Raw genomic sequence first — 22031 nt, forward strand, 5'->3', positions numbered from 1 at the left:
CCGGTTGGCTGAGCAAGCTCTCCAGATCGAAATCCGGGTGCTCGCTGACCAGTTCAATGTGGATGTTGTAAAGGTTGCTGATTGCTTCGGTGCCGCTGAAGGCCAGCACCTTGAAGTCGTGACGGATAGCAGGAATCTGCAACGAGAAATGCGCCGCATTGGCCGGCCGGAACATACGCTTATCCTTAAGCAAAGAGGAAAAGAGCGCGATGTCGAAACCGTCCCTGGTTTGTGCTCGCGAGAACTGGCGGGCACGGTAACGAGGCGAAAAAAAGATAGCTGTAGGGGGATTCTTCAAAATCGGAAGGACATTTCCTTTACAACAGCCTGCCGTTCAACAGACGTAAAAAAGCCGCGATCAACGCGGCTCCTCCACATCCACCTGCCCTACTTCGGCTCAGGCTTCTTAAACGCATAAAGATGCTGCTGCACAATCCCGCCCGGCAGCTCTTTGCCAAATACGCCATAACGCACCGGCCATTCTTTCGGCGGGAGCTTGAAGGTGCCGAACAGCATGTCCACCAGTGGCGTGTGGATCGCGTAGTTCTTGTAGATGTAGTCCTTGTGCCGGGCGTGGTGCCAGTGGTGGTAGCGCGGCAGCACGATCAGGTAATTCAGCCAGCCACCCTTGATCCGCACGTTGGCGTGGGCCAGTACGGCTTGCACGCCGACCAGAATCACATAGGCATTCAACGCCTGCGGCGCAAAGCCCAGCAGCATCAGCGGCACCAGTACGCCGGTGCGGGTCAGCAGGATTTCGATGAAATGCACGCGCGAGCCGGCCAGCCAGTCCATGTGCGTGCTGGAGTGATGCACGGCGTGAAGGCGCCACAGAAAAGGTACAACGTGGTACAGCCGATGCAGCCAGTACTGACCGAGGTCCGCCACCAGCACCGCGAGCAGGAACTGCACCACCAGCGGCAGGCTTTGCACGCTGGCCTGAAAGCCCGGCGACACGGCCCAACCGGCGATGTAGCTCGACGAAGCGGTGATGAAAATCAGGATGAATTGCACCAGCATGTGACTGACAAAAAAGTAGGTCAGGTCAGTGCGCCAGTGCGGTCGCAGAATGTTTTGCTCGGGGTCCTTGGCATACAGTTTTTCCAGAGGAATAAACACGATGGCCGAGACCAGCAGCGCCAGGACAAACCAGTCCAGACCCAGCGAGTACGGGGTCTGCCCGATTGCACTGACCTGCACGTTGGTGCCGCCGAGAAATACCGCCAGCCCCGACGCGACCAGCCCGGTGATCCCCAGACGCTTGCGTTTGTTGAGCAGGATATTCAGGGTACCGAGGCTGAACGACAGCACCAGCCCCAGCAACAGCGTGGTACGCGCAAACTGTTCGTCGTAGACCTTGCGCAGTTCAGCAGTGGTGAGCCACTCGGGAAACAGGAAGCACAACACCGCGAGCAGGCTCAACAGCCCGAGCGTGGCCGAGATATAACCACTGACCCGCCCCTCACCAAACTTGAAGGGGGCGTGGCCGTGCCGCTGAAAATAGGCTTTGACTCTTTCCATAACTGATCTTCCGTGAATGCGAAAACTGCGATTGGTCAATGCGACGCAGGCAGGCACAAAAAAGCCACGGTTACCGTGGCTTTTTAGGGGTCACTGCTTCGGCGCGGGGGCCGGTGCAGTCGCCGGGGGCGTTGTCGGCGCCGGCGCCGCACTTCCCGGCTCGGCCGGTTTCGGTGCCGCGTCGTCGAACAGGTTCAACCGTTCACGCAACTCGTGGGCAGGCACCGGTTGCTGATCGGCCGGCAGTGCGTTCGGATCGACCGGTGGCGTTGCAACGGCACCATTTTGCCCTTGCTCTGCCGGTTTCGCCGGTTCGGCACCTTGCGCACCTTCGATGGCTGCCTGAGCCTTCTTGGTCAGCACGACAATGTCGATGCGGCGGTTGACCGGATTGAACGGGTTCTCCTTGTCGAACAACGCCGACGAGGCATAACCCACCACTCGCGCCACCTGCTCCTCCGGATAGCTACCAGCGACCAATGCGCGGCGAGCGGCATTGGCACGGTTGGCCGAGAGTTCCCAGTTGCCGTAATCACCACGGCCAATGTATGGCTGGGCGTCAGTGTGGCCGCTGATACTGATCTTGTTCGGCACCGCTTTGATGGTGTCGGCCATGGCCAGCAGGATGTCTTCGAAGTACGGCTTCAGACGTGCGGAACCGGAGTCGAACATCGGCCGGTTCTCGGCGTCCATGATCTGGATGCGCAAGCCGTTCGGCGTGATCTCGAAGAGGATCTGATCCTTGAACTTCTGCAGTTGCGGGTTTTCGTCGACCTTGTTCTGCAACTCTTGCAGGAGCAGTTCCAGACGCTCCTTCTCGACCTGCTCGGCCATGCCTTCGACCTGATCGGTGTCGACGGTGACCTTGTCCGGTTGTGGCTGGGATTTCACCTCGGGGTTGAGGGTATTTTCCGGGGCCAGGGTCGGTGTACCGCCCAGATCGATGATGTAAGGCGTGCCACTTTCAGAGAAGCCGACCGGGTCTTTGAAATAGCCGGCGATGGCGATCTTCTGCTCCGGCGTTGCGGTGGACAGCAGCCACAACACCAGGAAGAACGCCATCATTGCCGTGGCGAAGTCGGCGAAGGCGATTTTCCATGCCCCGCCGTGGTGCCCACCGGCTATGCGCTTGACGCGCTTGATGATTATCGGCTGATTATTTTCCATGGCTTAACGACCGCGAACGGCTTGTTCCAGCTCGGCAAAGCTTGGACGGTGCGCCGGGTACAGCACCTTGCGACCGAACTCCACCGCCAACGATGGCGGCATGCCGGAAGCCGAAGCCACCAGCGAGGCCTTGATGGCTTCGTAGACGTTCAGTTCTTCCTTGGCATCGTGGGCCAGGGAATGCGCCAACGGGCCGAAGAAACCGTACGCGGCGAGAATACCGAAGAAGGTACCCACGAGCGCCGCACCGACGTGCAGACCGATGGACTTCTGATCGCCCTCACCCAAGGATGCCATGGTCACCACGATACCCAGTACCGCCGCGACAATACCGAAACCCGGCATGGCGTCGGCAATGCCGTTTACCGCGTGGGACGGGTGCTCAAGGTCTTCTTTGAGGCTGTACAGCTCCATGTCGAACAGGCCTTCGAGCTCGTGGGGAGCCATGTTGCCGGAGGACATGATGCGCAGGTAATCACAGATGAACGCGGTCATGCGTTCATCTTTAAGGACTGCCGGGTACTTGGCGAAAATCGGGCTCGCGGCGGCGTCTTCGATGTCGCCTTCAATGGCCATCATGCCTTCGCGACGGCTCTTGTTGAGGATCTCGTAGATCAGGCCGAGCACTTCCAGGTAGAAGGTGTGGCTGAAACGCGAACTGAACATGCTCAGGGATTTCTTGAGCACGTGCATCGTCATGTAACCGGGGTTGGCCTGGAGGAATGCACCCAGTGCCGCACCACCGATGATCATCACCTCGAAGGGCTGGACCAGGGCGGCAATCTTGCCGTGGGAGAGCACGTATCCGCCGAGCACGCTCGCGAATACGACGATGATGCCGATAATTTTAGCCATAGGTAGAAAGTACTTATTTAAGTCGGGTTCAAGGTCATATTCGGAAGTTAAAAAATCTCTTCTTCTACTTATCGGCAAAACTGCGCCAGACTATAGCCAGTTCAGGCGAAAAGCCAATTTAGCCCATGCCGGGCGCGTCTACAGTCAGTGAAGATCTCGTCCAGACATGGCTAATGAAACGAACGTCCCACACGTAAAACCGACCACCCTTGAAGGCTGGGTGACATGGCTCGATAGCGTGCGCCTGCCCGTGCCGCAAGACGCTCACGACAAAGTCTGCCGGGCCATTCGTGACAACCGCAGTTCTCTGCGCGACATCGCTGACCTGATGCAGGACAGCCCGGCGCTGGCCTTGAGCATCATCCGTGAGGCAAATCGTCACACCCACGGCACGATGAGCACACCGGCGGAAAATCTCGAAGTGGCGATCAACCGTCTCGGCCTCGCCCGCACCGAAGAACTGCTGGCACGCCTGCCTGCCGAACCGCAGATGCAGATTCCCAAGGCCCTGCGGCAACTGCAAATGATCAGCCAACACGCCACGCAACAGGCCAACGGTTTTTTTGCCAGTCGCCTGGCGCGGCTGTGGCAGGACATTCATTGGGGCAGTCTGCTGTTTCTCTCGCCGTTGTGGCCGCTGGCGCTGACGTATCCACAGTTGCTTGAAGAGTGGGAACTGCGGGTTATCCACAAGGGCGAGTCGGCGCGCACTGTCGAGAAACAGTTGTTCGGCGTGCGCCTGCTGAAAATCGCCGAGGCGCTGGTGCACGTATGGCACCTGCCGGTCTGGGTGCAACAAGGCTACAAATTGCTGCTCGGCGAGCGCCGCGAATTGGTCAAGGTCCTTAGAATCGCCCGCGACAGCGAGCACCCGTTACGTCAGCAAAATCGTCTGGACGATGATCCGACGTTGCGCCGCTGGCTCAATCAGCCGGCCAACACCGTGCTGCTGGCCAACGGGCTGGCGCTGTCGGCGCAACAGGCGTGGGACAGTCCGCACAGTAAGCGCTGGCAGTACCTGACCAGCCTTTATCTGCAAATTTCGATGGACGAGGTGCAGCAGCAATTGCACCAACAGGCGGCCAACAGCGCGCGTCACCATGCGCTGCCGGATCTGTGGCACCCGGCCATTTCGCTGCTATGGCCGTGGGGCACTCATCGCTTGCCGGCCGGAATGCTCCCGGCCGCCGCCCCCAGCGCCGAAGATCTGACGCAGTGGCGCCGGCAATGCGCCGAACTGCTGGCCGAGCCGAGTCGCTTCACCAATGCCATGAGCCTGACCGTTGCCGCCCGTGACGCCCTGGTCGCCAGCGGCATGCATCGGGTGATGATCCTGATGGCCGATCGCACCCAGTCCAATCTGCGCGTGCACCAGACCTTCGGCCTGCCAAAAGAAGCGGGGGCGCTGAACTTTGTGGTCAGTCAGAGCAAAGTCCTGCAACGGCTGCTCGCGCAACAGGCGCAGGTACGGATCAACCCGCAAAACGACGGACAATTCTCTGCCCTGCTGCCGCCGAACCTGCGCTCTCTGTTTCGTGGCGAGCACCTGTTCCTGCGCTCACTGGTCAACAATGGCCGGGTGATCATGATCGTCGTCGCCGATCAGGGCGGTGGCCCCTTCGCCGATATCACCGTGCAAGCCTTTGGCAAAACCGCGCAATGCATCGAAAAAGCCCTGCACAGCTTTAGCAGCCGTGGCCGATGAGGCTGCGCTACAATCCCCCACTTTGTGCTCTGGAGACCTCACATGTCTGACTTCTCTGGCTTGCCGCTCGTGATCGAACCGAGCGACCTGCTCCCCAGGCTCGAGGCAAGCGATCTGATTCTGGTGGACTTGACCAGTGCCGCCCGCTACACCGAAGGACACATTCCCGGGGCGCGGTTTGTCGATCCGAAACGAACCCAGTTCGGCCAGCCACCGGCGCCGGGACTGTTGCCGGCCAAAGCCGATCTGGAAGCGTTGTTCGGTGAACTGGGCCATCGCCAGGACGCGGTCTACGTGGTCTATGACGACGAGGGCGGCGGCTGGGCCGGACGCTTCATCTGGCTGCTCGACGTGATCGGTCACGACAAGTACCACTATGTCGATGGCGGTCTGCCGGCGTGGCTGGCCGATGGCATGCCGATGTCGATCCAGGTACCTCCTGCCGCCGGTGGTCCGGTGGCATTGACGCTGCACGAAGAACCGACCGCCACGCGCGAATACCTGCAAAGCCGTCTCGGCGCCGCCGACCTGGCGATCTGGGATGCACGCGGGCCGCTGGAATACTCCGGCGAGAAGGTCCTGGCCGCCAAAGCCGGCCATATTCCCGGCGCCGTCAATTTCGAATGGACGGCGGGCATGGACAAGGCGCGTCAGTTACGCATTCGCACTGACATGCCGCAGATCCTCGAAGACCTGGGGATCACCAAGGACAAAGAAATCATTACCCACTGCCAGACCCATCACCGGTCGGGCTTCACTTATCTGGTGGCCAAGTCCCTCGGTTATCCGCGAGTCAAAGGCTACGCCGGTTCCTGGGGCGAATGGGGCAACCACCCCGACACGCCTGTCGAGATTTAAGGTTTTTAAGGACAACTAATGAAAGAGCGTCTGTTTATCCTCAGCCAGTACCTGCTGCCTCATCATTTGCTGTCGCGCCTGGCCGGCTGCATTGCCGAGTGCCGCGTGCGCTGGTTCAAGAATGCGTTCACCCAGTGGTTCGCCAAGCGCTATCAAGTGGACATGTCGCAGGCACTGGTTGAAGACCTGACTGCCTACGAGCACTTCAACGCGTTCTTCACCCGCGCCCTGAAAGACGGCGCGCGTCCGCTGGACGAAACCCCGGGCGCAGTCCTCAGCCCGGCCGACGGTGCCGTCAGCCAGCTCGGCCCGATCGAACACGGTCGGGTGTTCCAGGCCAAGGGCCACAGTTTCAGCGTGCTGGAATTGTTGGGGGGCGACGCGGCAAACGCAGCGCCTTTCATGGGCGGCGACTTCGCCACCATTTACCTGTCGCCGAAGGACTACCACCGCGTACACATGCCGCTGGCCGGCACCCTGCGTGAAATGGTCTACATCCCGGGCCGGATTTTCTCGGTCAACCAGACCACCGCCGAAAACGTCCCGGAGCTGTTCGCCCGCAACGAGCGCGTAGCGTGCATTTTCGACACCGAACGCGGCCCGATGGCGGTTGTTCTGGTGGGCGCGATGATTGTGGCTTCGATCGAAACCGTGTGGGCCGGCCTGGTCACGCCGCCGAAACGCGAGCTGAAAACCTTCCGCTACGACGAAGCCGCCCGCGCGCCGATTCATCTGGAAAAAGGCGCCGAACTGGGCCGTTTCAAGCTGGGTTCGACCGCGATCGTGCTGTTCGGGCCGGATCAAGTGAAGTGGGCTGAAGAACTGGCGGCTGGCTCGCCAGTGCAGATGGGCCAGGGTTTGGCGCTGCCAAAAGCCTGAGTCTGATGTAGCCACTGATCCGCCCGTTCGCACGTCTGCGAATGGGCGGATACGACTCGCGGGGACCGTTACTCTATTTGCCCACGAAAGCCGATTGGCCCTTCGTTGGCATAGGTATTGGTGCCACTGAGGTTTTTCCCTCCATCATTGGAAGTGACGCTCAACGCGACAACGTTCTGATTGTCCCGTCCGCCAATGACCCACTTGCCGCCCGGATGCCACGGGGCATCGTTGCCACCCCACTGATTCTCGACGTTGTACTGGTTCTGGCCTGTGCGTTGCGCCTTGAAGCCAATGGGCCCTTCACCGGCGTAGGTCATGGTGCCGGTGAACGTTTTGCCGTCGTCACCGGACTTGATCTCGATGGCCACGACGTTCTGGTTGTCCCGCGCGCCCAGCACCCAATCTCCACCTGGATGCCAAGGGGCCGAACTGCCGCCCCACTGATTTGCCACTACATATTTAGACATGAACCTCATCTCCTTGAAGTTATGAAGAGACCTGCCCGCTATTGGCAACAGGCCGTACGACCGTGCGTATCCGATCGCACGCCTAAGAGCCTAGTTGCGCCTACGGCATGGCAACGAGCAAGCAGACAAACGGTAAAAAACCCCACAGGAACCCGCGAACCCGGCCACAGCTGCTAGAGTTTTGTGCATTGCCCCATTCGTTTCCGGAGCTGGTCATGGCATGAGTGAGCCTCAATTCCAACCGACATTACGCGCCCCGACGCCAACGCAAACGCGCCTGTCGTTCTGTGAACACACCCCGCGCGATCTCAAACGCTGGATCGCCGACCTGCCCAAAGCCAACATCGGCGAAACCGCCCGCCTGTTGTATCAAGGCCTGGGCGAACTCAATCTGTTGCTCACCCCCAGTGACAATCGCCTGCAACTGCTGGAGCTGCTGCGCCCTGAGGTGTACTTCGTCTGCCAGCATCTGGAGCGGCACTTCCTGCATCAGGCGATCATGCTCGACGAGCGCTCGCGCAAGATCAGCAACCTGTGTCAGGCGCTGCAAGGTCATCTGGCCATCGGCTACAAACAGATCGTGTTGCGCATTGCGCCGAAGTACAGCAAGGATCGCGCAGCACTTGTCAGCCAGACCCTGCAACGGGCAGCCCATGCACTTAAAGCTCAAGGGGTGCGCGCCGCGCAGTTGTACAGCTCGCCGCCGGAGCATCTGTGGTTCGAGCTGCATCAGCTCTATCGAATAGCCTGTCAATTGCAGTTGCAACAGCGTCAGGTGCATGACGATCTCGCCAGCCTGAGCACCGAGTTGAGCCTGGAACAGACTTACATCGCCGCCCTGCTATTGGGCTGCGCCCGCTGCAATCAACTGCGACAGAACCAGATTGCCCGACTGGCAGAAGTGATCGAGCCGTGGAGTGCTTTGCTCAAACTGCATCCCGGTAGCCCGGACGAGGGTTTGTTTGCGATCAGCGCCGAACTCGATGCCGGGCCGCGCTATCGCAACATGTTCCGCAGTGAGCAGAAAAATGCACTGCTCGGCTTCGATCCGCAGCCGCTGGTGAATGTCATCGAGGCATTTTTGCAGCGCCAGGACACGTCGACGCCGCTGCCCGTCCCTGCCGGGCTGAGCTTCGACACCCTGCAACACTTGCATGCGACCTGGGGCCAGGCGGCCGAGCGCAGTTTTCAGCGCACCGTGGGCCAAGGCAGCCTGACCGTGTGCGTGGGCATGAGCGCCCTGCACTTCTATTTGGGTGGTGAACGCACGTTCAGCGAACTGCTCAAGCTCCCCGGCGCACGCGCGGCAAACTTCAGCAGCGCCGTGACTCAAGGTGAAAAGGACAGTTGGAGCCAGGCGTTCGACGCCGCGCCGCAAAGCAAGGCCGATGAGTTTCTGCCCTACGAAGAAATTCAGTACGACCAGTTGGTGGAGGACGACAGCAGCACCGACAGCACGCCACACTATCCGACGTATGCTCTGCCTGTGATCAATCACAGTCCCGGTGGTTATTGCCTGGGCTGGCCGAAAGAAGTCCCCGTCGAGCTACAGACCGGGGAAATGCTCGGGATTCAGGACAGCACGAATCAGGGCTGGAGCATCGCGGTCATTCGCTGGATCCGGCAGGTGCGCGGCAGCGGCACGCAGATGGGCATTGAACTGGTGGCGCCCCATGCACAACCGTGCGGTTTGCAACTGGTGCGCTCGCGGGACGATCACAGCCACTATTTACGGGGATTGCTACTGCCGCAGATCAGCTCGATCGACTTGCCGGCCACCTTGCTGGCGCCGCGTTTACCCTTTCAGGAAGGCAGCAAGGTGCTGATCAACACGCTGGGCGAGGAGCACCCCGCCGGGCTGGATCGACGGGTGGCGAGTACGCACAGTTTCAATCAGTTTGCCTATCGCTCGCTGGAGGCGGCGTCGCAGAGCGGGAGCGAAGAGGATTTCGATTCGTTGTGGAAGTCGCTTTAGACCGGGTTGCGCCCTTCGCGAGCAAGCCGGCTCCCACACTTGAAATGCATTCCAAAGTGGGAGCGGGTTTGTTTGCGAAGAGTCCGACGCTGGCCCTGGAGAGTCAGAGCTGCCCGTCGCGATCCCGGAAGCCCAGCAGATACAGCACGCCATCGAGCCCAAGGGTGGAGATCGCCTGCTTCGCCGACTGCTTGACCAACGGCTTGGCGCGAAACGCCACGCCCAACCCGGCAATGGCCAGCATCGGCAGGTCATTGGCGCCGTCGCCGACCGCAATCGTCTGCTCCAGACGCAAACCTTCCTTGTGCGCCAGTTCTTTCAACAGGTCAGCCTTGCGTTGCGCATCGACAATCGGCTCGATCGCCACGCCTGTGCACTTACCGTCGACCACTTCCAGTTCGTTGGCGAACACATAGTCGATACCGAGTTTGGCCTGCAATTGCTTGGCGAAATAGGTGAAGCCGCCCGACAGGATTGCGGTCTTGTAACCCAGACGCTTGAGTTCGGCGAACAGGGTTTCGGCTCCCTCGGTCAGGCGCAGCGAAGCACCGATCGAGTCCAGCACGCTGACGTCGAGGCCTTTGAGCAGCGCCAGACGCTCTTTGAAGCTGGCGCGAAAATCCAGTTCGCCCGCCATGGCACGCTCGGTGATGTGCGAAACCTGCTCGCCAACTCCGGCCGCCTTGGCCAGTTCATCGATGACTTCGGCTTCGATCAGCGTCGAGTCCATGTCGAACACCGCCAGACGACGGTTGCGACGGAACAGCGAATCTTCCTGGAAGGCGATGTCGACGTTCAGTTCCTGCGCGACGCTGAGGAACTCGGCACGCAGCGCCTGCGGATCAGCCGCTTCGCCACGCACGGAGAACTCGATGCAGCCCTTGCCCTGGTCGGCCGGGGTGTCGAGCGGCATACGACCCGACAGACGGTCGATGTGATCGATGTTCAGGCCGTATTTGGCAGTGATCGAACTGACGGCCTGCAATTGGCCAGCCGTCACTTTGCGCGTCAACAGGGTGACGATGTGGCGTTTCTTGCCCTGATTGCCCACCCATTGCTGGTAATCCTCTTCGGACACTGGGGTGAAGCGCACTTGCTGATCAAGCTCGTAGCCCTTGAACAGGATGTCCTTGAGCACCGACTTGCCTTGCAAGGAATCGGGAATTTCAACCAGGATGCCAAACGACAGGGTGTCGTGGATCACCGCCTGACCGATGTCGAGAATGTTCACACCACCCTGGGCCAGAACACCGGTAATGGCCGCCGTCAGACCCGGACGGTCGACTCCCGTGATGTTAATCAGGACGATTTCGCGCAACGCGCACCCCCGCAACTGGAAAAAAACTGCATTCTACCCACTTTCAGTGACCATCGGGCACCGCGAGCGCTTTGCCGGTCTAGGGCCTGTCGCTATACTGCGCGTCAACTTCACGGACAAAAGAGCCGAGCTCAGTGAACCGGCCCACGCCAGTTAAAACCGATAACTTCTTCCTGCTGATCTTCCGTGCACTGCGCCACCGCCGTGTACCGATTGCATTGCGCATTGCCAGCCATAACGTGATCCTGGTCGCTCTGGCCCTGGTGATCTATGCCGGCGTGATGGGTTTGCAATTCAAGCAGGCCATGCACGAGCAGGCCGATGCGCTGGGCGAAAGCCTGACCACGCAGACCGCCACCTCCGCCACGGAGCTGCTGGTGTCCAACGACATCCTCAGCCTCAACGTACTGCTCAATAATCTGACCAAAAACAAACTGGTGGCCCACGCCGCCATTTACAGCGTGGATAACCGCATCCTCGCCGAGTCCGGTCAGCGCCCCAAGCACAGCCTGCTGGGCGAAGCCGAAGGCATGTACGAAAGCAAGATCACTTTTCAGGACGTGACCGCCGGGCAACTGCGCATCAGCCTGGACATGGATCAGTTCCAGCAGCCGATGACCATCAGCCTGCAGAGCATGGGCATCTTGAGTGCGATTCTGTTGGCGCTGTCGTTGGCCCTGAGCCTGCGGCTGGGTCGGCACATCTCCACGCCGCTCCTGCAACTGCGCGTATGGCTGCGCCGGATCGATGAGTACACCCCGGGCATCGAGCGTCAGGACGAGATCGGCGATCTGGCCCGTCAGTTACACGCCAACTATGCCCCCGAGCCTGTTGAACCCGAGCCAGAACCGGAGCCCGAGTTCGAAGACGACGAGACCGAGTTCGAAGTGCGTAACCTGCGCGACCCGAGCTTCGACGAGAGCCGGCCGATGGCCGCGCAAAAGCCTGCGGCACGCCGGGTGGTCAGCACCGTCGAAGACGATGAGGACGACGACGCCTTCGCCGACCTGCGCGACGAGTCCTTGAATGAAACCGCGCAACCGCCGATTCGCCAGGCCACGCCAAGCGTGCCTCAGCACACGGCAGTACTGGCCGTGCAACTGGGCTCGCAGGAGCAACTGCGCCGTTTGCCTCGGACCCGTCTGGAAGAGTTGCAAAAGCGCTACCGCGATTGCCTCGATCAAGCCGCTTCGCTGTATCAAGGCGAGATCGAAACCCTGAACGATGGCAGCACGCTGATGCTGTTCCACACCGAGGACAGTGGCGACGACTACCTGACCAACGCGATCTGTTGCGGCGAGTTACTGCGAGCGCTGGGCCATCAGTTGCAGATTGAAGTCGCGGACAGTGGCATTACCCTGCAATTGCAACTGGGCCTGACCCTGGGTGATGAGTTGTTCGGCCTGAGCCAGATTGATCTGCTGCTCACCGATTCGGCCCAGGACGCGCTGGCCTTGTCACAGCACAGCCGCAATTTGCTGCTGGTTGAACGCAAGATCAGTGATGACGCGCTAATCCGTCAGCGTGCACGGATTCGCCCGATCGCCAGTCCCGAGGGGGCGTGCTGTGTCGAGCGGTTGATGGAGCCTTATCCATCGATGCTGGAGCGGCAACTGGCGCGGATGCATGAGCGCCGGGCCTGAGGTCTGACCCCGCTGTAAAGGAGCCCGCAGATGAGTGATTGTCTGCGGGCTTTTTCGTAGCCTGATCCGACCCCTTCGCGAGCAAGCCCGCTCCCACAGGGGAACCGCAAACACCAGAACCCTTGTGGGGGCGGGCTTGCTCGCGAAGGGGCTAGACGCCTGACCACAAATCGCCAGACAGCAGACACAACAAAGCCCGCACAGGGCGGGCTTTGTCTTGACTCAAACCAGACTTAGAAGCGGAACACTTCCATATCGGTGCGAATCGGCGAAGCCATCGGGATCTTCGGCTGCTTGTCGGCTTCCGAAGGCGCTGCCGGTTTCGGTGCCGGTTTACGCTGCGCCTCGACCACCGGCGGCTGATTGGCCAGCGGTTTGAGCGCCACCGACAGTTGATCGGCCAACCGCTGCAACAGAATCCCCTGTGCCTGAACCTGCGAAGCCGTGCTACCGGCGTGCAGTTCTTGCAGGTGGACGATACGGTTATCGCGCACCTTTCCACGACGGTCGATCAATCGCCATTGCGCATCGAGAATCGCCGGTTGTTTCTCGCCGGAGTCCAGACGCGTGATGGTCAGCAATACCTGCACATCCGGGGTGAAGCCCTGAGTGGCCGGCGCCAATACCACGCGCTGGCTGTCCAGATGACCGGCAACCTGACGCAGCAGCAACTGGTCGATATCCGACGAAAGGCTGCCGGCCCAACGACCATCGGTCGCCGCTTGCAGACTGCCGTCCGGTTGACGTTGCAGCAGGGTTTCACGTTGCAGGTAGTCGGCGACGACTACAGGGCCCAACAAAACCGCCATGCCTGCGCTTTGCGCAGGCTGAACCGGACTTCCGCTGTCCAGCTGATACAGCGACACCGGCTGGTGTACGCTGCAACCCGCCAGGCCAAGAACGCCGGCGAGCAGGAAAATAAGGGGGCGCAGAGCAGTCATCATCCCGTCCAGGTGGCCGCCACTCGGCTGACCACAGTGAAAATACTCAATAAATATGAAGAACGCTCGGCCACGCCGGCGCTTGAAAGGCCATATCATCCGTGAATATGCGTTCCGACTCCAGCGCCAAAGCGTCGATCTACGCGTTAAATCGTAGATCGAGCGCTCTGGGACGCCTAATTGAGGTTTTCGACGAGCAGTGCATCGACTCGCTGGAAGCCACGCGGCAGTTTATTGCCACGGCGACCACGCTCGCCTTTGTAGTGTTCGAGGTCGTCGGCTTTGAGCGACAGAGTCCGTTTTCCGGCCTGCAACACCAGCGTTGCGCCTTCCGCAAGCACGGCGATGTCCGTGACATATTCTTCGCGACTGGCCACGCGCTCACCGGAAATACCGATGATCTTGTTGCCCTTGCCCTTACCTAATTGTGGCAGATCGCTGATTTTGAAAATCAGCAGGCGACCTTCGGTCGTGACCGAGGCCAGCCAGTTCTGTTCACGATCGGTCACCGGACGCGGTGCGATCACTTTGGCGTTGTTCGGCAGGCTCAACAGGGCTTTACCGGCCTTGTTCTTGGCTTGCAGGTCTTCGCCTTTGACCACGAATCCGTAACCGGCGTCGGAAGCGATCACGTACAGCGCGTCGTCTTCCGGCATCATCACGCATTCGAACGATGCGCCCGGTGGCGGCGTCAGACGGCCGGTCAACGGCTCGCCCTGGCCACGCGCCGACGGCAACGTGTGCGCGGCGACCGAATAGCTGCGGCCGGTGGAGTCGATAAACACCGCAAACTGGTTGGAGCGTCCCGCTGCCGAGGTCTTGAAGCCGTCGCCTGCCTTGTACGAAAGGCCGGTGGCATCGATGTCATGACCTTTGGCCGAACGGATCCAGCCTTTTTCCGACAACACGACTGTTACTTTCTCGTTCGGCAGCAGATCGTGCTCGGTCAACGCCTTGGCTTCGGCGCGCTCCACGATTGGCGAGCGGCGGTCGTCGCCATAGGTTTCGGCGTCCTTGATCAGCTCGGTGCGCACCAGTTTCTTCAACTTGGCTTCGCTGCCCAGCAGCGCTTGCAGCTTGGCTTGTTCCTTGAGCAGTTCGTCCTGCTCGTCGCGCAACTTCATTTCTTCCAGTCGCGCCAATTGACGCAGACGGGTGTCGAGGATGTAGTCGGCTTGAATCTCGCTGAGGGCGAAGCGCTCGATCAGCTTGGCTTTGGGGTGTTCCTCGGTACGGATGATGTGGATCACTTCATCCAGATTGAGGTAGGCAATCAGCAAACCGTCCAACAGGTGCAGACGACGCTCGACCTTGTCGAGGCGAAATTGCAAGCGGCGACGCACGGTCTGCACGCGGAACTCCAGCCATTCGACCAGCAAGGCGCGCAGGTTTTTGAGCTGTGGCTTGCCGTCCAGGCCGATGATGTTGACGTTGACCCGGTAGGTCGACTCCAGCTCGGTGCTGGCGAACAGGTGCTGCATCAGCGCTTCGTGATCGACGCGGCTGTTGACCGGGATAATCACGATGCGGCACGGATTTTCGTGGTCGGATTCGTCGCGCAGGTCGGCGATCTGCGGCGCTTTCGACGGTTTGGCCTGCATCAGCGCGGCGATCTGCTCCAGCACTTTGGCCCCGGAGACCTGATGCGGCAGCGCGGTGACGATGATGTCGCCGTCCTCGACGTGGTACACGGCGCGCATGCGCACCGAGCCCTTGCCGGTTTCGTACATTTTCAGCAGGTCGGCGCGCGGCGTGATGATTTCCGCTTCGGTCGGATAGTCCGGGCCCTGGATGTGTTCACAGAGTTGCTCGACCGTGGCTTTGGGCTCATCAAGCAAGCGCACGCACGCCGTGGCGACTTCGCGCAGGTTGTGCGGCGGTACGTCGGTGGCCATGCCCACGGCGATGCCGGTGGTACCGTTGAGCAGAATGTTCGGCAGACGCGCTGGCAATACCAGCGGTTCCTGCAGGGTGCCGTCGAAGTTCGGCCCCCAGTCCGCGGTGCCCTGGCCCAGTTCGCTGAGCAGCACTTCGGAATAACGCGACAGGCGAGCCTCGGTGTAACGCATGGCCGCGAAGGACTTGGGATCATCCGGCGCACCCCAGTTACCCTGGCCGTCGACCAGCGTGTAGCGATAGCTGAACGGCTGAGCCATCAGCACCATCGCTTCGTAGCACGCCGAGTCGCCGTGGGGGTGGAACTTACCGAGTACGTCACCGACGGTACGCGCCGACTTCTTGTGTTTAGAGTCAGCGTCCAGCCCCAGTTCGCTCATCGCATAAATGATGCGACGCTGCACCGGTTTCAGGCCATCGCCGATATGCGGCAAGGCACGGTCCATGATCACGTACATGGAGTAGTTGAGGTAGGCACTTTCGGTGAAGTCAGCCAGCGAGCGGCGCTCTACGCCGTCTAAGCTGTCTGCAAGGATGTCGCTCATGCGGGCCTCATCGGTTCGTTGTCTGGCGCAGCAGCATGGTGCCACCGCGCTGAGTAAATTCAAGTTTGTTCAGGGCGCTCATCCCGAGCAGCACCTGATCACCCTGCAAGCCTGGCGCCACCAGTGCGCGGACGTCCCGCAGCACGATGTCGCCCAGTTGCAGGCGGTCAATTTTTGTACGATAGCCCTGGCTCAGGCCATTGGCCGTGCTCAGGGTCACACCAAAACCCTCTTGCAGCTTCAAACGCTCGGCCAGATCCGCCGGGATCGCCACATCGGTTGCGCCGGTGTCGAGCAGGAATTCAACCGGCTCGCCGTTGATCTGGCCGCTGGCGACAAAATGCCCCTGGGCGTTACCGGCCAGCTTCACTTCGATATAACCTTCGCCCTGCTGCGAACTCACCACCACGTTCGGATTCTGCTGGCGTTGTTCCCACTGGCCGAAAAACCGCGTGGCCAGAAAAAGCGCAGCGCACCAGGCCAGGATCATCAGCACCCGCCCGGCGCGCTTGCCCGGTGGTTGCTGGCTCAAGGCTTGGCGCTCCAGCCACCGTCAGGTGCGGCGAACCGCCAGACGACCGGCCGAACCTCACCGTCGGCACGCGGGCCAAAATTATTGTCGACGCCGATCCACGCACCCTCAGCATCAACGATCAGTGCCTCTTCCAGCCCGTAGCTCTGTGAGTATTGGCGGTTGGCCTGCAACAGTTCGGCCGCATACGACCAGCAACGCTCGACCTTGGCTGTTTGCGCATCGCGACGACATATCTGGAAGGCGTTGCGTTCAAGGGTAAACAGTTTGCCGTTGAACAACGAAAGGTCGGAAAAGTCCCGATCGACCGCTTTGGCATCCGGGAACTGCGGCGGCTGCATCTCCTTGCCACTCTCGCTGAGCAGCACGCAACGACCGTCGCAATCCCACACCGTCTGCTGGCGCTTGATCTTGAGCAAGCCACGGCTTTGCCGTTCGGCCGCCAGCCACATCTGATCGCCTGCCGGGTTGATCGCCAGGCCTTCGAATATCGCATTGAAATGCAGGAGCATGCCGCTGGCCCGCGCTTCGCGAACCATCATCGGCGAGATTTTCAGCCAGTTGGCCGGGCCATTGAGGGGCACCTGCAATACCGCTGCATGGCCTTCGCTGACGATGTAGCGATTGCCAGCGCTGTCGCAGGTGATGCCTTCGAAATCCAGATCGCCACCGCGCACGAACGACGCGGCCCAATTGCGCGAGCGCAACCCCCACGGTAAACCGGTCTCCGGCACTTCGGGCACGTCGATGTGCAAGGCTTCGGCCTGCCAGACCTGATCGGCGGTATTGAGCCGATAAATCTGGTCGTCATCGCGGTCCGACACCGTCCACAACTCGCTGCCACACATCGCCAGCCCCGACAGGTTACCGCCGCGCATGCCGTCGACCGGGTGCTCGGAAAGCACGCGCAACTCCTGCAACGGCTCGGCCGACACGCCCATCGCACTCAGCAGCAACGCACCCGCCAAGGCCCAGCCAAACCGCATCAGGCCAGCACCTCGGCGAGGTTGCCTTTGGATTCGAGCCAAGCCTTGCGATCACCGGCGCGTTTCTTCGCCAGCAGCATGTCCATCATTTCCGAGGTCTGGGCGAAATCTTCGCCCAGCGTCAGTTGCACCAGACGCCGGGTGTTGGGGTCCATGGTGGTTTCACGCAACTGCGGCGGGTTCATTTCACCCAGACCTTTGAATCGGGTGACCTGTGGTTTGCCGCGTTTTTTCTCGGCCACCAGACGGTCTAGAATCCCATCACGTTCGGCTTCGTCGAGGGCGTAGTAGATCTCTTTGCCGAGGTCGATACGGTACAGCGGCGGCATCGCGACGTAGACGTGACCGGCATCCACCAACGGGCGGAAATGCTGGACGAACAACGCGCAGAGCAAGGTTGCGATGTGCAGGCCGTCAGAGTCGGCGTCGGCGAGGATGCAGATCTTGCCGTAGCGCAACTGGCTCATGTCCGCCGCGCCCGGATCGACACCGATGGCCACGGCGATGTTGTGCACTTCCTGGCTGGCGAGCACTTCGCTGCCGTCGACTTCCCAGGTGTTGAGGATCTTGCCGCGCAACGGCAGGATCGCCTGAAACTCTTTGTCCCGGGCTTGCTTGGCGGAACCGCCGGCGGAATCACCTTCGACCAGGAACAGTTCGGAACGCATCGGGTCCTGCCCGGCGCAGTCAGCGAGTTTGCCCGGCAGTGCCGGCCCCTGAGTGACGCGCTTGCGCTCGACTTTCTTGCTGGCCTTGAGACGACGGCCGGCGTTGTTGATCGCCAGTTCGGCCAACGCCAGACCGGTTTCCGGGTTGGCGTTAAGCCACAGGCTGAAAGCATCCTTGACCACACCGGAAACGAACGCCGCCGCTTCACGCGATGACAGACGCTCTTTGGTCTGGCCGGAGAATTGCGGCTCCTGCATCTTCATCGACAGCACGAAGGCGATGCGCTCCCAGACGTCTTCCGGCGCCAGTTTCACACCGCGCGGCAGCAGGCTGCGGAATTCGCAGAACTCGCGCATCGCATCAAGCAAGCCCTGACGCAAACCATTGACGTGGGTACCGCCCTGCGCCGTCGGGATCAGGTTGACGTAGCTTTCCTGCACCGCGTCGCCACCTTCGGGCAACCACAGCAGGGCCCAGTCGACCGCTTCTTTATTACCGGCGAAAGCGCCGCAGAACGGTTCGTCCGGCAGGCGTTCAAATTCGCTGACCGCGTCGACCAGATAGGAGCGCAGGCCGTCCTCGTAATGCCACTCGACTTTCTCGCCGGTGCCTTTGTCTTCAAAACTGACCAGCAGCCCCGGGCACAGAACGGCCTTGGCCTTGAGGACGTGCTTGAGGCGGCTGATGGAAAATTTCGGTGAATCGAAGTATTTCGGGTCCGGCGCGAAGTACACGCTGGTGCCGGTATTGCGCTTGCCGACGGTACCGACGATTTCCAGTTCCGAGGCCTTGAAGCCGTCGTTGAAGGTCATCTGGTATTCGTTGCCGTCACGCTTGACGCGAACCCGGACTTCGGTCGACAAGGCGTTGACCACGGAAATACCCACCCCGTGCAGACCGCCGGAGAACTGGTAGTTCTTGTTGGAAAACTTGCCGCCCGCATGGAGCTTGGTGAGGATCAGCTCGACGCCTGACACACCCTCTTCCGGGTGGACGTCGACCGGCATGCCACGACCGTCGTCGCTGACTTCCAGCGAGTGATCGGCGTGCAGGATCACCTGCACCGATTTGGCGTGGCCGGCGAGGGCTTCGTCGACACTGTTGTCGATGACTTCCTGGGCGAGGTGGTTCGGCCGACTGGTGTCGGTGTACATGCCGGGGCGTTTGCGCACCGGGTCGAGGCCCGAGAGGACTTCGATGGCGTCGGCGTTATAAGAACTAGCGCTGGGAGTGGCCATAGGGTCTCGTCGTCAGTCATTCATGAAAGAGGGGCAAGACTTCACAGTGCGGTGAAATCGATTGCCTGATACACATCGGCGCCAATGCCGGCAAAACTCAACAAGGCTGGCAATTGCCCGGCAAAACACTGGAAACCATGGTCGCCGCCGGCCTGAATGCGCAAGGCGCAGGCCCGGTAATAGTGCTGGGCGAGGCGATAATCCAGTGTTTCGTCGCCGGTCTGCAACCACACCTGATACCGCTGCGCATCCTGGGGCGCCGGCACTTCCAGCTCGGCCAGGGCCGTCACATGGTCGTGGGTCAATTCCCAGGTTTCATCGGTATACAGGTTTTTCTGCGTTCCCAGATAGCCGTCGAACATCCGATGCGGACTGACGGCCGGGTTGACCAGCAACGCTTTCAGGCCATGGTGCTCGGCCAGGTGAGTCGCATAGTAGCCGCCGAGTGAGCTTCCCACCAGCAGCGGCCGGCCCAGCTCGGCAATCGCTTGCTCCAACTGACCGATGGCTTGGCGCGGATGGTGATGCAAGGCCGGAACCTGCAGTTGCCCGCTCAAACCCAGCCGCTCCATCACCGCGACCAGCTCACAGGCCTTTTTCGAGGCCGGCGCGCTGTTGAAACCGTGGATATAGAGGATCGAACCGGACATTTGAGCTCCCTGAGTGTCGGCGAAAGATAGCGGAGTTTACAGGGAGTCGAGGGGATCGTGGGTGTTTGTAAGGATGCCTTCGGTGCGGCCTCAGTAACCGTTTGAACCGTAATCGACAGTGAAGGCGAAATCCGTGACCCGCTCGACGCCAGTCTCCAGCCGCCCGTCTGGCAACAACCGCAACCAGCGATACCCCGGCGCCTGGTCCCCGACCTTGAAGTCTTCACTGTTTGGCTCGAACTGAATGCAGGTCGACGGGGAAGCCATCAGCCGCACGTCGTTGCGCTCTCGGTCGACTTCCTGATGCACATGCCCCCACAGCACCGCACGCGCCTGCGGAAAACGATCCAGCACCTCGAAAAACGCCTCGGGATTGCGCAAACCGATCGGCTCCGCCCAGGCACACCCCACTGGCACCGGATGATGGTGGAAACACACCAGATGATGGCGTTCCGGTGCCTCACTCAACGAGCGGGCGAGCAACTGCAATTGATCGTCCTGCAGGTAACCGGGCACAGAACCCGGCACCGCCGAGTCGAGCAAGGTCACGCGCCAGTTGCCGACATCGACCACTGACTCCAGCAGGGCACTTTGTACCGCGGCCTGCGCCATGATCTGCGGCTCATCGTGATTGCCGGGAATCCAGCGCGCTGGCGCATCGATCTGCGCGGTCATCTGGCGAAACTGTTGATACGACTCCAGCGTGCCGTCCTGGGAAATATCCCCGGTGGCCAGAATCAGGTCGATCCGCGGTTGCTGCCTGAGCACCTGTTCGATGACCTTCTGCAGGCTCTCGCGGGTGTTCATACCCACCAGCGTGCCATCCGCCTCGGCGAACAGATGACTGTCGGATAACTGCACCAGCAGCGCCGGATCGGCGGTGGTCAATGCGGATACGCTCGGCAAGGCGTTCTCCCAGGGCAAAAGCACGGAATCGGTTGAGTGCCGCAATTATGCTGGGGGATCACTGAAAGGGGAAACCTGTGAACCGGACGCAGTTCACAACTAGCGTACGACTTCGTACTCATGCCCCAAGGCCAGGCAATGACTCAACCACTCCCCCAGAAACAGATTGAGTTGAGCCTTTTCATCCGGCTGATGCATCGCGGCGTTCGGGTAAGGATAGATGCCGCGAAAGCGTCGTGCATGTTCGGCGCTGATGACCTCGGCCATGCGCGCGTCGTGATAGACCTGCACTTCCAGTTGCGGCACCGGCAGCCACGGCAGGCTGTGTTCCTGACGCACCTGCAACGTAGTGGTGTAAGGACAGGTTTGCAGCACTTCAAGGGCCAGCACGCCGAGCATCTGCTCGCCCTGAGTCACGGCGATGCGTCGCGCCTCCGGGTCGTTACGCATGTCCGGCACCAGTCGCATCAGGCGCGCGTAGTTGGCCTCGCAGGCGGCTTGCAGCCCCACGAGGTCGACTCGATAACGATCGCGCAGCTTGTTTACAACCATAACCCCCTCACTTCGGCACGGTTCAGCGCCAGCCATTGCAGAGCGATGATGCTCGCCGCATTGGCAATACGTCCATCGCGTACAGCCTGCAAGGCATCTTCAAACGCCCAGACCGTGACGCGGATATCTTCGGCCTCTTCCTCCAGCCCATGCAGGCCGCCCACACCTGCGGTTTCGCAACGCCCCAGATACAAATGCACAAACTCGTTGCTGCCGCCCGGCGACGGGAAATACTTGGTCATCGGCCACAGGGCCTTGATGTCCAGCCCAGCTTCCTCCTGCGCCTCGCGGTGAGCAACTTCTTCCGGTTGCTCGTCCTTGTCGATCAGACCAGCGACCAACTCAACCAGCCAAGGGTTGCTGGCCTTGCCCATGGCGCCGACGCGAAATTGCTCGATCAGCACCACTTCGTCGCGCTGCGGATCGTAAGGCAGCATGCAGACGGCATCGTGACGCACGAACACTTCGCGGTTGATTTCGCGGCTCATGCCACCCGCGAACAATTCATGGCGCAGGTGCAAACGGTCGAGCTTGTAAAAGCCCTCGTAGCATTTTTCGCGCCGCACGATATCGACGGCGGTTGGAATGGCGTTGGCAAAGTCAGTCATGAGCATCCTCTTTACTGCAAATCCATTACGAGGTTCCTTTTTGTGACTTGCAACCTCGACTTCGCGCCATCCTAACGCGCCCGCATCGTTTGATGCAGCCCCTTTACCGTCAGCGGG

19 protein-coding genes are annotated in these 22031 nt (G+C 60.7%); 5 read left to right on the forward strand and 14 right to left on the reverse strand.

Annotated features, from left to right (window positions below; genetic code table 11):
- Positions 1 to 387 precede the first annotated feature (387 nt).
- The 3 genes from AACY50_RS05920 to motA all read right to left on the reverse strand — a co-directional run bounded on the left by AACY50_RS05920 (position 388) and on the right by motA (position 3543).
- Positions 388 to 1521, reverse strand: coding sequence for a sterol desaturase family protein (locus AACY50_RS05920; protein ID WP_339432314.1), 1134 nt, complete (start codon positions 1519 to 1521; stop codon positions 388 to 390).
- A gap of 90 nt (positions 1522 to 1611) precedes the next feature.
- Positions 1612 to 2688 carry a flagellar motor protein MotB gene (gene motB / locus AACY50_RS05925; RefSeq protein ID WP_339432313.1) on the reverse strand — a complete coding sequence of 359 codons (1077 nt, stop codon included), beginning with the start codon at positions 2686 to 2688 and terminating at the stop codon, positions 1612 to 1614.
- 3 nt (positions 2689 to 2691) lie between these two features.
- Positions 2692 to 3543, reverse strand: coding sequence for a flagellar motor stator protein MotA (gene motA, locus AACY50_RS05930; RefSeq protein WP_339432311.1), 852 nt, complete (start codon positions 3541 to 3543; stop codon positions 2692 to 2694).
- A 166-nt stretch (positions 3544 to 3709) separates the two neighbouring features.
- Between motA and AACY50_RS05935 the strand changes: the two genes are divergently transcribed.
- Genes AACY50_RS05935 through asd form a run of 3 tightly spaced genes read left to right on the forward strand, consistent with a single transcriptional unit; the run spans position 3710 to position 6985 of the window.
- Complete coding sequence (locus tag AACY50_RS05935; RefSeq protein WP_339495011.1) at positions 3710 to 5248, forward strand: HDOD domain-containing protein; 1539 nt, start codon at positions 3710 to 3712, stop codon at positions 5246 to 5248.
- Positions 5249 to 5290: 42 nt separating this feature from the next.
- Positions 5291 to 6106, forward strand: a complete 816-nt coding sequence (gene rhdA, locus AACY50_RS05940; RefSeq protein WP_339432309.1) for a thiosulfate sulfurtransferase — start codon at positions 5291 to 5293, stop codon at positions 6104 to 6106.
- 18 nt (positions 6107 to 6124) lie between these two features.
- Complete coding sequence (asd, locus tag AACY50_RS05945; protein ID WP_339432308.1) at positions 6125 to 6985, forward strand: archaetidylserine decarboxylase; 861 nt, start codon at positions 6125 to 6127, stop codon at positions 6983 to 6985.
- Between the two features lie 68 nt (positions 6986 to 7053).
- Here asd and AACY50_RS05950 read toward each other — a convergent pair whose 3' ends face one another.
- Entirely contained in the window at positions 7054 to 7455 is a 402-nt protein-coding gene (locus tag AACY50_RS05950) for a lectin OAA family protein (RefSeq protein WP_221731209.1), read from the reverse strand.
- 220 nt (positions 7456 to 7675) lie between these two features.
- On the opposite strand from AACY50_RS05950, the gene AACY50_RS05955 reads away from it, so the two are divergent.
- Positions 7676 to 9430: a molecular chaperone gene (locus AACY50_RS05955; protein WP_339507844.1), complete on the forward strand. Its 1755-nt coding sequence runs from the start codon at positions 7676 to 7678 to the stop codon at positions 9428 to 9430.
- A gap of 103 nt (positions 9431 to 9533) precedes the next feature.
- Here AACY50_RS05955 and serB read toward each other — a convergent pair whose 3' ends face one another.
- Positions 9534 to 10748 carry a phosphoserine phosphatase SerB gene (gene serB, locus AACY50_RS05960; RefSeq protein ID WP_339432306.1) on the reverse strand — a complete coding sequence of 405 codons (1215 nt, stop codon included), beginning with the start codon at positions 10746 to 10748 and terminating at the stop codon, positions 9534 to 9536.
- 134 nt (positions 10749 to 10882) lie between these two features.
- On the opposite strand from serB, the gene AACY50_RS05965 reads away from it, so the two are divergent.
- Positions 10883 to 12391, forward strand: a complete 1509-nt coding sequence (locus AACY50_RS05965) for an AhpA/YtjB family protein (protein WP_339432305.1) — start codon at positions 10883 to 10885, stop codon at positions 12389 to 12391.
- 233 nt (positions 12392 to 12624) lie between these two features.
- On the opposite strand, the gene AACY50_RS05970 is transcribed toward AACY50_RS05965, so the two are convergent.
- From AACY50_RS05970 to AACY50_RS06010, 9 genes are all read right to left on the reverse strand, one after another.
- On the reverse strand, positions 12625 to 13332 hold the full coding sequence (locus AACY50_RS05970; RefSeq protein WP_339432304.1) for a PqiC family protein: 708 nt from the start codon (positions 13330 to 13332) through the stop codon (positions 12625 to 12627).
- Positions 13333 to 13508: 176 nt separating this feature from the next.
- Positions 13509 to 15773, reverse strand: a complete 2265-nt coding sequence (gene parC / locus AACY50_RS05975) for a DNA topoisomerase IV subunit A (RefSeq protein WP_339432303.1) — start codon at positions 15771 to 15773, stop codon at positions 13509 to 13511.
- Between the two features lie 7 nt (positions 15774 to 15780).
- Positions 15781 to 16305 (reverse strand): retropepsin-like aspartic protease family protein, encoded by a 525-nt coding sequence (locus tag AACY50_RS05980; protein WP_339465343.1) that lies wholly within the window; start codon positions 16303 to 16305, stop codon positions 15781 to 15783.
- Positions 16302 to 17291 (reverse strand): esterase-like activity of phytase family protein, encoded by a 990-nt coding sequence (locus tag AACY50_RS05985; protein ID WP_339538285.1) that lies wholly within the window; start codon positions 17289 to 17291, stop codon positions 16302 to 16304. Before AACY50_RS05985 ends, AACY50_RS05980 begins: the two co-directional genes overlap by 4 nt.
- On the reverse strand, positions 17291 to 19198 hold the full coding sequence (parE, locus tag AACY50_RS05990) for a DNA topoisomerase IV subunit B (protein ID WP_339432300.1): 1908 nt from the start codon (positions 19196 to 19198) through the stop codon (positions 17291 to 17293). Before parE ends, AACY50_RS05985 begins: the two co-directional genes overlap by 1 nt.
- A gap of 41 nt (positions 19199 to 19239) precedes the next feature.
- Complete coding sequence (locus AACY50_RS05995) at positions 19240 to 19848, reverse strand: YqiA/YcfP family alpha/beta fold hydrolase (protein WP_339465345.1); 609 nt, start codon at positions 19846 to 19848, stop codon at positions 19240 to 19242.
- A 90-nt stretch (positions 19849 to 19938) separates the two neighbouring features.
- Positions 19939 to 20754 (reverse strand): 3',5'-cyclic-AMP phosphodiesterase, encoded by an 816-nt coding sequence (gene cpdA, locus AACY50_RS06000; protein ID WP_339538287.1) that lies wholly within the window; start codon positions 20752 to 20754, stop codon positions 19939 to 19941.
- Positions 20755 to 20853: 99 nt separating this feature from the next.
- The gene (locus AACY50_RS06005) at positions 20854 to 21306 is read right to left on the reverse strand and encodes a DUF1249 domain-containing protein (protein ID WP_221731220.1); all 453 of its coding nucleotides are present in this window, start codon (positions 21304 to 21306) and stop codon (positions 20854 to 20856) included.
- Positions 21297 to 21914 carry an NUDIX domain-containing protein gene (locus AACY50_RS06010; protein ID WP_339432297.1) on the reverse strand — a complete coding sequence of 206 codons (618 nt, stop codon included), beginning with the start codon at positions 21912 to 21914 and terminating at the stop codon, positions 21297 to 21299. Before AACY50_RS06010 ends, AACY50_RS06005 begins: the two co-directional genes overlap by 10 nt.
- Positions 21915 to 22031 lie beyond the last annotated feature (117 nt).

Source organism: Pseudomonas sp. RA_15y_Pfl2_54 (assembly GCF_963971015.1).
In the GTDB taxonomy this organism is placed as follows: Bacteria; Pseudomonadota; Gammaproteobacteria; order Pseudomonadales; family Pseudomonadaceae; genus Aquipseudomonas; species Aquipseudomonas baetica_A.